The sequence below is a fragment of the Halovulum sp. GXIMD14794 genome (genome assembly GCF_054457455.1).
The window spans coordinates 110,882-125,907 of the sequence record NZ_JBTLNF010000004.1 but is presented as its reverse complement, the minus strand read 5'-3'; the positions used below and the strand labels follow the sequence as shown (position 1 = coordinate 125,907).

General features: G+C 67.2%; 16 protein-coding genes. 7 read left to right on the top strand and 9 right to left on the bottom strand.

Going from position 1 to position 15,026, the window contains the following annotated elements; translation table 11 throughout:
• Nucleotides 1–33: 33 nt before the first annotated feature.
• The 3 genes from ACW9UR_RS07300 to ACW9UR_RS07290 all read right to left on the bottom strand — a co-directional run bounded on the left by ACW9UR_RS07300 (nucleotide 34) and on the right by ACW9UR_RS07290 (nucleotide 2,274).
• Nucleotides 34–687, bottom strand: a complete 654-nt coding sequence (locus ACW9UR_RS07300; RefSeq protein WP_458916302.1) for an ABC transporter ATP-binding protein — start codon at nucleotides 685–687, stop codon at nucleotides 34–36.
• Nucleotides 688–890: 203 nt separating this feature from the next.
• Entirely contained in the window at nucleotides 891–1,934 is a 1,044-nt protein-coding gene (locus ACW9UR_RS07295) for a permease (protein ID WP_458916301.1), read from the bottom strand.
• Nucleotides 1,927–2,274 carry an ArsR/SmtB family transcription factor gene (locus ACW9UR_RS07290; protein ID WP_458916300.1) on the bottom strand — a complete coding sequence of 116 codons (348 nt, stop codon included), beginning with the start codon at nucleotides 2,272–2,274 and terminating at the stop codon, nucleotides 1,927–1,929. Before ACW9UR_RS07290 ends, ACW9UR_RS07295 begins: the two co-directional genes overlap by 8 nt.
• Nucleotides 2,275–2,351: 77 nt before the next feature.
• Here ACW9UR_RS07290 and ACW9UR_RS07285 point away from each other — a divergent pair, with 77 nt between their 5' ends.
• Together ACW9UR_RS07285 and ACW9UR_RS07280 are read left to right on the top strand one after the other, a co-directional pair.
• On the top strand, nucleotides 2,352–2,945 hold the full coding sequence (locus tag ACW9UR_RS07285; RefSeq protein WP_458917161.1) for a uracil-DNA glycosylase family protein: 594 nt from the start codon (nucleotides 2,352–2,354) through the stop codon (nucleotides 2,943–2,945).
• Entirely contained in the window at nucleotides 2,942–3,718 is a 777-nt protein-coding gene (locus tag ACW9UR_RS07280; protein WP_458916299.1) for an SseB family protein, read from the top strand. Before ACW9UR_RS07285 ends, ACW9UR_RS07280 begins: the two co-directional genes overlap by 4 nt.
• 72 nt (nucleotides 3,719–3,790) lie before the next feature.
• Here ACW9UR_RS07280 and ribD read toward each other — a convergent pair whose 3' ends face one another.
• Both ribD and nrdR read right to left on the bottom strand, forming a co-directional pair.
• Nucleotides 3,791–4,903: a bifunctional diaminohydroxyphosphoribosylaminopyrimidine deaminase/5-amino-6-(5-phosphoribosylamino)uracil reductase RibD gene (gene ribD, locus ACW9UR_RS07275; protein ID WP_458916298.1), complete on the bottom strand. Its 1,113-nt coding sequence runs from the start codon at nucleotides 4,901–4,903 to the stop codon at nucleotides 3,791–3,793.
• Between the two features lie 4 nt (nucleotides 4,904–4,907).
• Nucleotides 4,908–5,390, bottom strand: a complete 483-nt coding sequence (gene nrdR, locus ACW9UR_RS07270) for a transcriptional regulator NrdR (RefSeq protein ID WP_458916297.1) — start codon at nucleotides 5,388–5,390, stop codon at nucleotides 4,908–4,910.
• A 174-nt stretch (nucleotides 5,391–5,564) separates the two neighbouring features.
• On the opposite strand from nrdR, the gene ACW9UR_RS07265 reads away from it, so the two are divergent.
• A complete protein-coding gene (locus ACW9UR_RS07265) occupies nucleotides 5,565–6,245 on the top strand; it encodes an SDR family oxidoreductase (protein WP_458916296.1) in 681 nt (226 codons plus the stop codon).
• Here the strand turns inward: ACW9UR_RS07265 and ACW9UR_RS07260 are convergent, their stop codons facing one another.
• Nucleotides 6,246–6,743 carry a hypothetical protein gene (locus ACW9UR_RS07260; protein ID WP_458916295.1) on the bottom strand — a complete coding sequence of 166 codons (498 nt, stop codon included), beginning with the start codon at nucleotides 6,741–6,743 and terminating at the stop codon, nucleotides 6,246–6,248.
• 182 nt (nucleotides 6,744–6,925) lie between these two features.
• Here ACW9UR_RS07260 and ACW9UR_RS07255 point away from each other — a divergent pair, with 182 nt between their 5' ends.
• Nucleotides 6,926–7,396, top strand: a complete 471-nt coding sequence (locus tag ACW9UR_RS07255; protein WP_458916294.1) for a cupin domain-containing protein — start codon at nucleotides 6,926–6,928, stop codon at nucleotides 7,394–7,396.
• 4 nt (nucleotides 7,397–7,400) lie between these two features.
• On the opposite strand, the gene ACW9UR_RS07250 is transcribed toward ACW9UR_RS07255, so the two are convergent.
• Entirely contained in the window at nucleotides 7,401–7,814 is a 414-nt protein-coding gene (locus ACW9UR_RS07250) for a secondary thiamine-phosphate synthase enzyme YjbQ (RefSeq protein ID WP_458916293.1), read from the bottom strand.
• 1 nt (nucleotide 7,815) lies between these two features.
• Entirely contained in the window at nucleotides 7,816–8,379 is a 564-nt protein-coding gene (locus tag ACW9UR_RS07245) for a hypothetical protein (protein WP_458916292.1), read from the bottom strand.
• A 13-nt stretch (nucleotides 8,380–8,392) separates the two neighbouring features.
• Here ACW9UR_RS07245 and ACW9UR_RS07240 point away from each other — a divergent pair, with 13 nt between their 5' ends.
• Nucleotides 8,393–10,039, top strand: a complete 1,647-nt coding sequence (locus tag ACW9UR_RS07240) for a Ppx/GppA phosphatase family protein (protein WP_458916291.1) — start codon at nucleotides 8,393–8,395, stop codon at nucleotides 10,037–10,039.
• A 187-nt stretch (nucleotides 10,040–10,226) separates the two neighbouring features.
• The gene (locus tag ACW9UR_RS07235; protein ID WP_458916290.1) at nucleotides 10,227–11,213 is read left to right on the top strand and encodes a sulfotransferase; all 987 of its coding nucleotides are present in this window, start codon (nucleotides 10,227–10,229) and stop codon (nucleotides 11,211–11,213) included.
• Between the two features lie 79 nt (nucleotides 11,214–11,292).
• Here the strand turns inward: ACW9UR_RS07235 and gatB are convergent, their stop codons facing one another.
• Complete coding sequence (gatB, locus tag ACW9UR_RS07230; RefSeq protein ID WP_458916289.1) at nucleotides 11,293–12,804, bottom strand: Asp-tRNA(Asn)/Glu-tRNA(Gln) amidotransferase subunit GatB; 1,512 nt, start codon at nucleotides 12,802–12,804, stop codon at nucleotides 11,293–11,295.
• 259 nt (nucleotides 12,805–13,063) lie between these two features.
• Between gatB and ACW9UR_RS07225 the strand changes: the two genes are divergently transcribed.
• Nucleotides 13,064–14,977 (top strand): PhoX family protein, encoded by a 1,914-nt coding sequence (locus ACW9UR_RS07225; RefSeq protein WP_458916288.1) that lies wholly within the window; start codon nucleotides 13,064–13,066, stop codon nucleotides 14,975–14,977.
• Nucleotides 14,978–15,026 lie beyond the last annotated feature (49 nt).

Here is a 15,026-nt window from a genome sequence, read left to right as displayed (position 1 = left end):
TCCGTACGGTTGCGAACGACGAGGCGGCTCGGATCAGTCTTCATAGTTGTACATTGCCTTGGCTTCGGCCAGCGAGTCGAACATGTGCAGGCGTCCGTTTCGCAATACGGCGGCAGAGCTGCAATAGCGTTCGAGGATCTTCGACGAGTGCGAGACGATCACCACCGTGGCCGTCGTCAGCCGCTCGTGCAGGATCGCACCTGCCTTCCGGTTGAATTCGGCGTCCAGCGTCGAGGGCATGCCCTCGTCGATCAGGTAGATGTCGAACTCCAGGCTCAGCATGAGCGCAAACATGAAGCGCGACCGCATGCCCTGGCTGTAGGTCGCCACGGGCATTTCGAAGTATTCCTTGATGTCGCAGAGATAGCGGCAGAAGGATTCAACCTCGTCCGGATCCAACCCGTAGAGCCGTGCGATATAACGCGCGTTCTCCTGCGCGGACTGGGACTTGTTGATGCCGCTGACCACACCCAGCGGGAACGAGATCTTCGAGGTGCGGATGATCTTGCCCTCGTCCGGCTTTTCGAGCCCGGCCATCATGTTGATGATCGTCGTCTTGCCGGTGCCGTTCGGCGCGAGAATGCCCATACTGCGGCCGAGTTCGACCTGGAAATTCGCCTGGTCGAGGATGACCTTGCGGGTCTTCCCGGTCCAGAAGGACTTGCTGACGTTCCTGAATTCGATCATCTCGATCCGTTCGCGCGTTTTCGGCGCTGTCTCTCGCCGTTCCTCTGCTGCCGCCCCGAACGCGTGCTGCGGGTCTGCTCTGCGGTGCTGCCGCACATTATCCTGCAAGCGCGGGGGAAACAAACCGTAATTGCCCGCCGGGCAGGGCAGGCAATTGCAGTGTTGTACATGCGCGCGGGATGCTGCGCCCGTTCGCAGAACGATCAGGCGATGGCACCCCAGATCAGCCCCGCTGTCAGCGCTCCTACGGTCGCGAAGCCGATATAGCTCGCGAAGACCCGCGGCTTGACCAGCGCCCAGACCGCGACCGCCGCCGGGATGCAACTGACACCGCCCGCGATCACGAAGGCCATCGCGGCGCCCTGGCTCATGCCCTGCTCGACGAAGCCGGCCAGAAGTGCCGGCGCGGCATAGCCGTTCAGATAGGCCGGACCACCGACCAGCGTTGCCAGCAGGATCGTGCCGGGTCCGTCTCCGCCGAGGGTCGAGGCGATCCAGTCGGCCGGGATATGTCGGACCATGAGCGCCTCCAGAACGTAGGCAAGCGCGAGCCATTTCAGCAGGAAGAGGCCGTTTTCTCGCGCCGTGGCAGCGAAGGTCGCGCGGCGATCGGCCTCGGTCCAGAACCGCCAGACCGGCTTGCCGCCGAGGTCCGGGGCGCCGCAACTGTTGCTGCAGCACCCGCCGGCGGATTTGCGCCCGGCGCGCAGCGGGTCCGCGAACGTGGCCGTCGTCGAAAGCGCGCGAGTGGCGAAGCCGCCGAACAGGCCCAGTGAGATCGCGACAACAGTCTTGGCAATGGCGAACTCCACCCCCAGCGTCCCCGAGGTGATCATGAACTGCGCCGGGTCCATCAGCGGCGAGGCAAGCCAGAACGCCATCGCAGCCGACAGGGGCGCGCCCACGGCTAGCATCGCCGCGATGAACGGGATCACCTCGCACGAACAGAATGGCGCCAGCCCGCCGGCCAGTGCCGCCAGCAGGATCATCCGGGTTTCGCGGCCCTCGAATGCCTTGGCCAACAGCGACTCCGCACCGGTGGCGCGCAGGTAGGCGACCGCCGAGACCGCGAAGGCGATGAAGATCGCCGTATGCCCCAGAGACCCGAAGGCGTCGGCGACCACGCCGCCAAGGTCAGCCGGTGTCAGTATGGCGACGAGTGCAAGAATGGCCCCGATCAGCAGCCAGACCCGGTCGATCCGGGCCAGCCCGCGCGAGATCGGCGCCGGGAGGCCGATGTCAGTCATGGTCGTGTTCCTGGTGTTTGCATGCGGCATGCGCCTCGGCACAGCAGTTGAGCAGAAGGTAGGCCGACAGCCGCTGCACCGCCTCGAAATCCGCGAACGAGCGGACGCTGCGGCCCTGCTTTTCCTGCCGGACCAGGCCGGACTGGGTCAGAAAGCGCAGGTGGTGCGTCAGCGTCGATGCCCCCAGGCCAACACGCTCCGCCAATACGCCCGCGGCCAGCCCATCGGGGCCCGCTGCGACAAGTGCCTGAAGGACGGAAAGCCTCTGCTCGGACCCCAGGGCGGCAAAGCTCTGTGCGGCGAGGGGCAGGTCGATGATCTTGTCGGTTACCTGATTCATTCTTCGATATTTCTATAATTATAAAATTGAGTCAAGCGAGGTTTGCTCCGACCCTTGCGCAGGTCTACATGAGCGGAATGGAAGAGCTTTCCCGCCTCACGGATCAGATCCATGCCTGCCGACTCTGCGCCGACCGGTTCGCCGCCACCGCGACCGGGCATGAGCCGCGCCCGGTGCCGTGGCTGTCGGCCACAGCACCGATCCTCGTGGCGGGGCAGGCGCCGGGGATGAAGGTGCACGAGCGCGGGCGGCCTTTCGACGATCCGTCGGGCGTACGGCTGCGCGACTGGATGGGGATCGGCGAGGACGTGTTCTACGATCGCGAAAAGGTCGCCGTCCTGCCGATGGCTTTCTGCTTTCCCGGCTACGATGCCAAGGGCAGCGACCTGCCGCCGCCCGCGATCTGCGCCAAGACATGGCGTGCGCGGTCCTTGGAGGCGATGCCGCAGGTCCGCCTGACGCTGCTGATCGGCGGTTACGCCCACAAATGGCACTGGAAGGACAAGCTGAGCGTCTCGGACCGGGTCGCCCTCTGGCGCGACAGCCTTCCCGAGGTCCTGCCGCTGCCGCACCCAAGCTGGCGCAACACCGGCTGGCTCAAGAAACACCCCTGGTTCGAGGCCGAGGTCGTCCCCTGGCTCCGCACCCGCATCACGGAGCTTCTGGCATGAGCGCAGAGACCGCCCTCGACCGGGCGCACGCCCGGATGATCGATGCCGACGAGACCGAGGCAGCGCGCCGCGCCTTCTTCGCCGCACTGGCGGCATCGGAGCTTTCCGTCGTGCTTGAGGACGAGCCGGAGCAGGGTAGCGACCGCGTCCGCCCCCTGACGGTGGAAAGCGAGGCCGGGGCGATCGTGCTGGCCTTCGATAGTGCCGCGCGGCTGGCCGGGTTCATGGAAGGTCCCGCCGCCATGGCGACGCTGCCCGGCCGGGATCTTGCCGAGTTGCTGGCAGGGCAGGGGTTGGGCCTTGGCCTGAATCTCGAGGTAGCACCTTCGGCCATGTTGCTGCCTGCCGAGGCGATGGCCTGGTTGGCCGAGGCCGCCTCGGTCGCCGCCGAGGTTCCCGCCGCCGACATTGCGGGGATCGCCGCGCCGCGCGATCTGCCTGACGGGTTGACCGACGTGCTGGCCTTGGTCCTGTCGCGCCTGCCGGGACGCCCACGCCGGGCACTACTGGTCCATGCGGCGCGGGTGGACGGCGGCGGCGGCCCGCTTCTGGGGCTCGAAGGCGTTGGCGAGGAGTTTCGCGCCGCCTGCGGTACGGCCCTGGCCGAGGCGCTGGGACTTGCCGGTTTCGCCGAGCAGCCGTTGGACCTGGTCTACCTGGACGAAGGAATGTTGCTGGCGCGGATGGAGCCGCACGCGCTGGTGCTTGACCTGCCCGAGGCCGCGCCCGCGATCCCGGGTGCGGATCCGGACCGTCCGCCGAATCTGCGCTGATCTGTCCGATCACGCGCGTGCGGCGGCCGGGGGCCTCCGGCGGGGATATTTGGGGAAAATGGAAGGCGGGGCCTAGCCTTCGGGGTGCGGCTCCCAGCGGGTGAGGATGTCCTCGCCCAGCAGATGGTGCTCGACCGGGCGGAAATGGGGCACGCGGCCAAGGTCGGTGGCGCCGAGCGGGCCGACGTTGGGAATGCCCTCGGCGCCGATGATCTTGCCGGCGGTGATCAGGATCAACTCGTCGACCAGGCCTTCGTGGATCAGCCCGGCGGCTAGTCGTCCGCCGCCCTCGCAAAGGATCGACGTCAGGCCCCGGTCGCCGAGCGCGGAGAGTGCCGCGTGCAGGTCCAGCGCACCATTCCTGTCGCGTTTCACCTTGATGAGTTCCGCGCCCAGCCCGCGCAGCGCCTCGGCCCGCGCCGGTGCGTGGTCATGGCCGCTGTGGAGCAGCCAAAGCGGCTGCTCCCCGGCGGTTTCGGCAAGGTGCCCCGTCAGCGGCAGCGACAGGCCTGGGTCGGCGACGATGCGCACCGGCGGGCGCGGGGTCTTGTGTCCCTCGCGTACGTCGAGCCGCGGGTTGTCGGCACGCGCCGTTCCCGCACCGATCAGCACGGCATCGGAGCGGGCCCGCAGGCCGTGGACGAAGCCTCGTGCCTCGGGCCCGGTGATCCAGCGGCTCTGCCCGTTGGCGAGCGCGATGCGACCGTCCAGCGTGCTGGCGAGCTTCAGTGTCACCCGCGGCTTGCCGGTGCGGACCCGGTTCAGGAAGCCGGCGTTCAGGCGCTCGGCCTCGTCGGCGCGCAGCCCGGTTTCGACGGCGATCCCGGCGTCGCGCAGGATCTTCAGCCCACGCCCCGAGACGCGCGGATCCGGATCGCCCAGCGCGACGACGACGCGGGCGATCCCGGCCTCGGCCAGCGCCACGGCACAAGGGCCGGTTCGACCGTGGTGGGCGCAGGGTTCGAGCGTGACATAAGCAGTGGCGCCGCGGGCGCGGGGTCCGGCATCCGCCAATGCGTGGACCTCGGCATGGGGGCGGCCGCCGGGCTGGGTCCAGCCTTCGCCGACGACCTCGTCGCCCTGCACCAGAACGCAGCCGACCGACGGGTTGGGCCAAGTGTTCCCCAGCCCGCGCGCGGCCAGTTCCAGCGCGCGGTCCATATGGCGCGCGTCGGCCTCGGTCATCGGATCAGGACTTGTCGTCGTCGGCGGTCGCGGCGGCGGGCGGGCGCAGTTCCGAGACGAAGTCCTCGAAATCATCCGCTGCCTGGAAGTTCTTGTAGACGCTGGCGAAGCGGACGTAGGCCACGGTGTCGATCCGGGCCAGGGTTTCCATCACGATCTCGCCGATCTTGTCCGAGGGCACGTCGCTGTCGCCCATGCTTTCCAGCCGTCGCACGATGCCCGAAATCATCTGGTCGATGCGCTCGGGCTCGACCGGGCGCTTCTGCAGGGCGATACGGATCGAGCGTTCCAGCTTGTCGCGGTCGAAAGGCTCGCGCTTGCCCTGTTTCTTGATCACCACAAGGTCGCGCAGTTGCACGCGTTCGTAGGTGGTGAAACGCCCCGCGCATGCCGGGCAATAGCGCCGCCGACGGATCGCCACGTGATCCTCGGCCGGGCGCGAGTCCTTCACCTGGGTATCCACATTTCCGCAGAACGGGCAACGCATGAGCGGGCTCCCTCAAACACCAGTAAAATGCATCTAGCCTTAGCGGGATTGTACCGTAAACCCACTACATCATGGCATGGCCGCATCACTTGCCAATTTGACACAATGGCCACACCACTGACAGCCGCGCCATATGCGCTATCTGCCCGCGCGAACCGCGAAAGGAGTTTCTTCATGACCACCAAGACATTGTTTCTGACCGGCGCGTCCAGCGGCATTGGCGCCGCCACTGCCCGCGCCGCGGCCGAGGCCGGCTGGACAGTCGGCCTGTTCGCTCGCTCGGCGGACAAGGTGGAAGCGCTGGCCGAGGAACTGGGCGACAAGGGCGTGGCGCTGCCCGGCGATGTCACCGAACCGGAAGCGCAGGAGAAGGCCATCGCCGCGCTGGTCGAGCGGACCGGACGCCTCGATGCGGCCTTCGCCAACGCCGGCATGGGCGCGGGCTCTGCCGGGACCGAGTGCGGCGATCTGGACGGCTGGCGCAAGATGCTGGACGTGAACCTCTGGGGGGCGCTGGTCACGGCGAAAATGGCGATGCCGGAACTGCGCAAGACCAAGGGGCAGTTCCTGGTGACCGGCTCCCGAGCGGGGCGCTCGACGATCAAGGGGTCGGTCTATGGCGCGACCAAGTGGTTCATCCACGGCTGGGCCGCAAACCTGCTGGAGGAGATGCGCGAGTGGGGTGGGCGCTGCACGGTGATCGCGCCGGGCATGGTGGATACGCCCTTCTTCGACGAGGCCAAGCCGAAGGCCCTGCGCCCCGAGGATGTCGCCCGCGGCGTTGTCTACGCGCTCGAGCAGCCGGGCAACGTCAACGTTGGCGAGGTCTACCTGATGCCGAACCCCGAGGGCTGATCAACGCACTCCGAAGCGGTCGAGGATCGCATCTGTCGTCGTGACCGAAACCGCCTCGGCGGCCTCCGGGTCCAACGCGCAGACATCGCTCAGCGCGATGTGCTGTTCCAGCCCGGTGGCGGCGGTCAGACACAGGATCATCTGCCGGAAGGCCGCGGCTCCAAGCCGGGGCCTTTCGCTGAGCAGTGCTGTCTCGAAGGCCGGGATGCGCCGTGCGCCGCGCAGTTGGGGGCGGGTGCCCGGCGGCGCGTCCAGCCAGTCCTGCATGGTGCGCGCGAGGAATGCGCGGAACGCGGTCTCGTTCTTGACCGCGAAGCCGAGGTAGTAGCGCCGGATAGCGTGCGCGCGCTCGCGCGGGGCGACAAGGCCTTCGAGCAGAACCTCGGTTGGTGTGACCGCCAGATCCAGCGCGGCCTCGGCGGCAAGCGTGGTCGCGTCCGAGAAATAGCGGTAGGCCGTCGCCCGCGAAATACCCGACGCTTCGGCCGCTGCTGGCACCGTAAGGTGCCCGCCGTGTGCAAGTACCTGCCTCGCGCCTTGCAGGAGCGCGGCTCTGGTTCGGTATCGCTGGGCGGTGCGTGGTGCCAAGACGGTCTCCGGAAAAAAAAATTTGAGACTCAAGTCTCATCATGAGATAATGGTATCGTAAACGACATGCTGATTTTGGGAAAGGGGTAATCATGAACGAGGCGCGGCACCGCGATTTTCACCTGCTGGGTAACCTGTTGCACTTCCATGCCTTCAGCGACGAGACCAACGGGGCGTACACCGTGGTCGAGGCGCGGACCGCACCGGGGGCCGGCGCGCCTCCGAACCACCACAAGGGCGAGCAGGAGTCGTTCTATGTGCTGGAGGGGGAGTTCGGCTTCATGATCGATGGCGTCGAGACGCGACACGGGCCGGGCGAGATGGTCGTGGTCCCGGATGGCGCGCTGCATGCGTTCCGCTGCCTCTCAGACTCGCCAGGGCGGGTGCTGATACTGAATGCGCCGGGGCTGATGCACGACCGGTTCTTCTCGGAGGCGGGTGAGCCTGTGCCTGCGGGGACCACCGAATTTCCAGCTCCGAAACCGGTCGACGTCGGTGCGGTGATGACGGTCGCCGAGGCGCAGGGAATGACCATCGTCCCGCCCGAAGGAGCGCCTGCCTGACGCGTCAGGTCGAGACGTGGATCACCACGCGCCGCCGGTGCGGTGCGTGGCGGAATTCCCACAGATAGATGCCCTGCCAGGTGCCCAGTAGCGGGCGACCCCCAGCAATCGGCACCTGGAGCGAGACCGGGACCAGTGCCGCCTTTATGTGGGCTGGCATGTCGTCCGGCCCTTCCAGCGTGTGCCGCAACCAGCGCATCGAGGCGTCGTCCGCGTCCGGTACAAGCCGGCGGAAAAAGCCCTCGAGGTCTGACTGCACGTCCGGGTCAGCGTTCTCCTGGATCAGCAGCCCGCAGGAAGTGTGCTGCACGAATACCGTCGCGAGGCCCTCGGAGATGCCCGCGCAGGCGGTGCGGACCTGGTCGGTGAATTCGTAGAGGCCGGGGCCGTGGGTCTCGATGGTCAGGCGGGTCTGCATCTCAGGCCTCCGGAACCAGGGTCAGCAGGCGGGTGCCCCGGGCGTTCAGGGCACGCTCTTCCACAGTGCGATAGCCGGCGCGGTGCCAGATCGCCTCGGGCTCGGCCTCGGGCTGGTCCGAAAGCATGGGCAGGCCCGTTCCGAAGCGTACCGGCTCTATGGTCAAGCTGAGCCTGTGGATCGCCCTTGCATGGTGAAACCAGTCGTGTACCGCCGTACCGCCGAGGATCAGCCCGGCCCGCAGCGGGCGCACCGCTGAGACCTTCGGCGCCAGCGCCGCCGGGGTCAGCCCTGCCGGGTCCAGCCAGAGCTGGGTTGGCCGACGCCAGTCTCCGGCGCCCGCCTGCGACGAGAAGATGATCCGCCGCCGCTCGGGCTTGTCGGCGGCCTCGTGGGTGTGTCGGCCCATGATCGCCCAGTCGGCGGCCTCGACTTCGGCGAAGAAGACCGCCTGTTCCTCGGGACTGGCCCAGTCGGAGGGCGGGTGATCCTTGGCGCGGGCGATGAACCCGTCGGCCGAGGCGACGATGGCGAGGGTGAAGCTGGGGTCGGGGGGCATGCTCATGGCGGCGGACCCTATGCCGAAGCCGAGCGGCCTGCAAAGCCTTCCGGCGGGCGACGCATTGACAGCGGCACGTTCCGTGTTCAGATGGAGCGCCCAGCGAAACGGGAGCGGACCCCTGACGGACAGCAAGGTCACCGAGAACGGCTTCGCCCGGCGCGCCAAGGCGGACTGGTCCCCGATCGAGGGCGAGGACGTGCGGCGCGTGGGCGTGGTGGACGTGGGCTCGAACTCGGTCCGGCTGGTCGTCTTCGACGGCGTAGCCCGGTCTCCGGCATATTTCTATAACGAGAAGATCCTCTGCGGGCTCGGCAAGGGCCTGCAGGAAACCGGCAGGCTGAACCCCGAGGGGCGGGTGCGCGCGATGAACGCGCTGCGGCGCTTCGGGGCGCTGGCCGAGGCGATGCAGGTGTCCTCGCTGACCGGCATCGCGACTGCCGCGGTACGCGATGCCGAGGACGGGCCGGAGTTCTGCCGCGACGTCCAGGCGATGACCGGCCTCGCGTTGCAGGTTGCAAGCGGCGAGGAAGAAGCGTTGCTGTCGGCCAAGGGCGTGTTGCTGGGTTGGCCGCAGGCGACCGGCGTGGTCTGCGATATCGGCGGCGCCTCGATGGAACTGGCGCAGGTCGACCGGGGCACCGTGGGCAAGGCGGCGACCTCGCCGCTCGGGCCTCTGCGATTGTCGAACCTTGGCAGTACCAAGCAGATCGAGAAGACCATCGCCAAGGAGGTCAAGAAGATCGTCGCGGCGGTTGAGGCCTCGGGCACCGGGCGGATCTTCCTGGTGGGCGGCTCGTGGCGGGCGATCGCGCGGATCGACATGGAGCGGCGGGATTACCCGCTGCGGGTGCTGCACGAGTACTCGATGACGCCCGAGCAGCTGATCGAGACCTGCGACTGGGCGGTGGACCAGGATGTTCCCACGCTGAAAGGACTGACCGATACCTCCTCGGCGCGGTTGGAACTGGTGCCGCTGGCGGCGCGGGTGCTGCGGGCCCTGATCGCCGAGGCGAAGCCCGGCAGCATCGCGATCTCGTCCTACGGGCTGCGCGAGGGGATGCTCTACGAGCGGATGCCGCAAAGCCTGCGGGCCCGCGATCCGCTGCTGGAGGCGGCGCGGCACATGGAAATGACCCGCGCGCGGTTCCCCGGTTTCGGCGCGGCGCTGCATGCCTGGGTCCGGCCGCTGTTCCGCGAGGCCGACGACGAGACGCTGCGGCTGATCCGGGCGGCCTGCTATCTGCATGACATCACCTGGCGGGCGCACCCGGACTACCGGGCCGACGTCTGCTTCGAGACCGTGACCCGCGCCAACCTTTCGGGCGTCGATCACGAGGGCCGGGTATTCCTGGGGATCGCGATCCTGCACCGCTACAAGGGCACGCCGGATCACGGGCTGCTGCCCGAGTTGACGCCGCTGCTGTCCGAAGAGCGGCGCGCGCGGGCCGAGGAACTGGGCAAGGCGATCCGGCTGGGCGCGATGCTGTCGGGCGCGGCGCCGGGGGCGCTGGAGAACACCGGGCTCTCGGTCGAGGACGACCGGCTGGTCCTGACCCTGCGCGGCCCCGCGCGGGCGCTGGCGGGCGAAGCCGTGGACCGGCGGCTGAAGGCGCTGGCCAGCCTGCGGAACCTGACCGGCGACGTGGTCCTGACCGAGGACTGAAGGACCGGGTTTCAGCGTGAAATCAGGGGATTTCATCGTGAAAACCCCCTTAAGCTCATGAAATTTAAAGTGAAAACTTTGTGAATACTTCGTAAATGCCGCTGGAGGCGAGTTTTTCGTCGAGTTTCCGGCCCGTCTCAGGCCTTGCGGCGACCCCGCCTATCCGAAAGGGTGGCGTCGACACCGGATGAGGCGGACACCCATCCCGCTGCGCACGCGTTTCCTTCGCCGCGACGCGCTATGCTTCCTCACCATGGACCGCACAGATTTCGCCCCGGACTTCTACGTTGTCGGTGCCGCAAAGGCTGGCACGACAGCCGTCTACTCCTGGCTGCAGACGCATCCCGACGTCTTCCTGCCGGCGGTGAAGGAGCCCGGCTATTTCGCCTATGCCGGGGGCTCGGCGGTGCCCGCAGCCGGGCCGCACGATCCGGAGTACGTCAGGCATATCGCTGTGCATCGAGGGGCTTACGCCGACCTCTACGAACTGCCCGGGCCCCGGCTAACCGGCGATGTTTCTCCGGTCTATCTTCTGGATGAGAATGCCGCGGCGCGGATCGCGGAGGCGCGGCCCGACGCGCGGATCCTCGTCCTGTTGCGGGATCCGGTCGAGCGAGCTTTCTCGCAGTTTCTGCATCACGTGCGGGACAGCCTCGAGACCGGCGAGACGTTCGAGGACGGGCTCGAATTGGAACATCGGCGACTGCGCGAAGGCTGGAGTTGGGGGTTCGGCTATGCAACCCACGGGCACTATGCCTCGCAGATCGAGCGCTATCTCGCCGTCTTTCCGCGGGACCAGATCCTGTTTCTGGATTACCGGGACCTGCAGACCGATCCGGGGGATTGCTGGCAGCGGATCTTGACGCATCTCGGACTGGAACAACGCCGCTTGGACCGCAACGACCGGGTCAACGCCACCGCCGGGCTGGCGCGGGTCTCGCGCCGTCCTTGGTTGTCACATCGCCTGAGGCATCCCGGCGCGGTCCAGAGCCGCCTGAAGTCGATGGTGCCGCCTGCGGTGAGATCGAAGCTTCGGCAGGCGCTTGAAGGTCGCGGCCGGCCGGCCCCGGTTCTCCGGGCAGAAACGCGGCAAGCACTTGCGGACAGATATCGCGGAGAGCGAAGCCGGATTGAGGCACAGACCGGGTTGGATTTGCGACACTGGTTCGTGTGAGCCCTCCCCGTAGGCGCGCGCGGTATGATGCTTGGTCTACCGCGCTGCCATTCGGGTCCCGAATCGACGTCGGGCCCCCTCAGATCCCCAGCTTGGCGCGGATGATCTCGTTCACCGCCTTGGGGTTGGCCTTGCCGCCGGTGGCTTTCATCACCTGACCGACGAACCAGCCGGCCATGGACGGCTTTTCCCTGGCCTGCTCGGCCTTGTCGGGGTTGGCGGCGATCACCTCGTCCACGGCGGCCTCGATGGCGCCGGTGTCGGTGACCTGCTTCATGCCGCGCTCCTCGACGATCTGCGCCGGGTCGCCGCCTTCGGACCAGACAATCTCGAACAGGTCCTTGGCGATCTTGCCCGAGATGTCGCCCTTGGCGATCAGGTCGATGATCGTGCCAAGCTGCGCGGCCGAGACCGGGCTGTCGCCGATGCCGTGGCCTTCCTTGTTCAGGCGGCCGAAAAGCTCGTTGATGACCCAGTTCGCGGCGGTCTTGCCGTCGCGGCCCATTGCGACTTCCTCGAAGAAGACCGCGTTGGCGGTCTCGGCGGTGAGCACGCCGGCATCGTATTCGGTCATGCCGTAGTCCTGCACGAAGCGGGCCTTCTTGGCGTCGGGCAGTTCGGGCAGGGAGGCCTTGATCTGGTCGACCCAGGACTGCTGGATCGTCAGCGGCAGCAGGTCGGGATCGGGGAAATAGCGGTAGTCGTGCGCCTCTTCCTTGGAGCGCATGGACCGCGTCTCGCCCTTGTTCGGGTCGTAGAGGCGGGTTTCCTGGTCGACGGTGCCGCCATCCTCGATGATTGCGATCTGGCGGCGCGCCTCGTAGTCGATGGCCTGCTGGATGAAGCGCATCGAGTTCATGTTCTTGATCTCGCAGCGCGTGCCGAGGTGGCTGAAGTCGCCGGTCTCGCGGAATTTCTCGTAGTCGCCGGGGCGGCAGACCGAGACGTTCACGTCGGCGCGCATCGAGCCTTCCTGCATGTTGCCGTCGCAAGTGTCGAGGTAGCGCAGGATCTGGCGCAGTTTGCGGACATACTCGGCGGCCTCTTCGGGGCCGCGGATGTCGGGGCGCGAGACGATCTCCATCAGCGCGACGCCGGTGCGGTTCAGGTCGACGAAGGACATGGTCGGGTCCATGTCGTGGATCGACTTGCCGGCGTCCTGCTCAAGGTGGATGCGCTCGATCCGGACGCGGCGGGCGACGCCGGGTTCCATGTCGACGATCACCTCGCCCTCGCCCACGATCGGGTGGTAGAGCTGGCTGATCTGGTAGCCCTGCGGCAGGTCCGGGTAGAAGTAGTTCTTGCGGTCGAACTGGCTGAAGAGGTTGATCTCGGCCTTCAGGCCCAGCCCGGTGCGGACCGCCTGCTCGACGCAGAATTCGTTGATCACCGGCAGCATGCCGGGCATCGCGGCATCGACCAGCGCGACATTGGTGTTCGGCTCGGCCCCGAAGGCGGTCGAGGCGCCCGAGAACAGCTTGGCGGTCGACTTGACCTGGGCGTGCACCTCCATGCCGATGACCAGCTCCCAGTCCTCGCGGGCGCCTGCGATCATCTTGGGCTTGGGTTCGGTGTAGGACAGCTCGGTCATGGAAACCCCGTATCGATACGTCGGGGCGGGTTTAGAGCGGTGGCGCGCAAACGGCAAGGGGTGCGGCGCCTGCCGGGATCGGTCGCGCGCGGTGCGGCGCCGCGTCAAGCGCAAACTGGCCCGAGAGCGGGGCGTTCACGAACATTCTACCTGTCCGCCGGGTGTCACAAATCTGTAGCCGGGCACGCATTAGGGTCCGGCCCGCCAGATTGCGCGCGGCCCGGTTCGGGACGTGCGCCCAACCAGCAGGAATCCACAGATGTCCGATCACAGCAAAATCTCTGCCGATGAATGGGATGAGATCAATTTCCCGCGCCCCGAGGTCCAGGAGTTCGACCGCGTGGTCGAGCGTGCCATCTCGCGCCGGGGCTTCCTTGGCGGCACGCTGGCGTTCGGCTCGGGCGCGGCGGTCATGGGCTCGGCCTTCCTGAAGGGCTCGACCGCGCTCGCGCAGCAGGCCGATCGTTTCGCCTTCCAGCAGATCGCCGCGCAGACCGACGGCACCGTGCACGTTCCCGAGGGCTACAACTGGAAGACCCTTGTGCGCTGGGGCGATGCGCTGTTTTCGGACGCGCCGGCCTTCGATCCGGCGACCGGAGTTCCGACCGAAGGCTCGGACCGTGTGTTCGGCGAGAACACCGACGGCATGGAGCTGTTCAACATCGGCGGCCGCGAGATCCTGGTCGTGAACAGCGAGTACACCAACAACGACATCAACCTGCCGCACACCGATGACGGCCTGCCGACCTCGGCCGGGGACGTGCTGCGTCTGCAGAACATGCAGGGCGTGTCGGTCATCGAGATCGCCGAGGGCGAGGATGGCTGGTCGGTCGTCGTGGACAGCCCGTTCAATCGCCGCATCCACCACAACACCCCGATGACCATCGACGGCCCCGCCGCCGGTCATGACCTGCTGAAGACCGAGGCCGACCCGACCGGCACCGAGAGCCTTGGTACGTTCAACAACTGTGGCTCGGGCCGGACGCCCTGGGGCACCTACCTGACATGCGAAGAGAACTTCAACGGCTACTTCGGCTCGACCGCCGGCCTGCCCGAGGACGAGACCGTCGCCGCCGGCTACAAGCGCTACGGCATCAACGAGACCGGCTTCGACTACAACTACCACCAGTTCGACGCCCGGTTCGACGTCTCGAAGACGCCGAACGAGCCGCACCGCGCCGGCTATATCGTCGAGATCGACCCGACCGACGCTGCCTCGACCCCGGTCAAGCGCACCGCGCTGGGCCGTTTCAAGCATGAAAACGCCGCATGCGCGCTGGCGCCGGATGGCCGTGTGGTCGTCTACATGGGCGACGACGAGCGTGGCGAGTTCATGTACAAGTGGCTGTCCCGCGACATCTACGTGCCGGGCGGCGACACCTCGACGCTGCTGAGCGAAGGGCAGCTCTATGTCGCGAAGTTCAACGACGACATGACCGGCGAGTGGGTCGCGCTGACCCCCGAAGCGACCGGCATGGACGCGGCGCACATCGCGATCTTCACCCGCACCGCCGCTTCGGCCGTCGGCGCCACCACGATGGACCGGCCCGAGTGGATCGCCGTCAACCCGACCGCGACCGAGGCCTATTGCTGCCTGACCAACAACAGCCGCCGCGGCGCCAAGAACGATGACGGTTCGATCCGGACCAACGCGGGTGGCGACGCGATGGAGGTCAACGCGCCGAACCCGCGCGAGACCAACGACTATGGCCAGATCGTCCGCTGGCGGCCGCATGAAAGCAACCATGCGTCCGACACGTTCGACTGGGATCTCTACGTCATGGCCGGCAACCCCGAAGTTCACAAGGACGGCCCCTATGCCGGCACCGAGAACATCAACGCGGGCAACCTGTTCAACTCGCCCGACGGCATGGTCATCGATACGACCGGCCTGATCTGGATCCAGACAGACGGCGACGATTCGAACGAGGGCGACTTCGCCGGCATGGGCAACAACCAGATGCTGGCGGGCGACCCGGTGACGGGCGAGATCCGCCGCTTCCTGACCGGCCCGAACGGCTCGGAAGTCACCGGCATATGCTGGTCTTCGGACCGCCGCACAATGTTCGTCGGCATTCAGCACCCGGGCGCGCCGTTCCCGGACGGCGACGGCAGCCTGCCGCGCTCGTCCATCGTCGCCGTGAAGCGGGATGACAACGCCCTGGTCGGCTGACCCGGCATCGCCCGCGCCCCGGATTCTGCTCCGGGGCGCGGGACTTTCG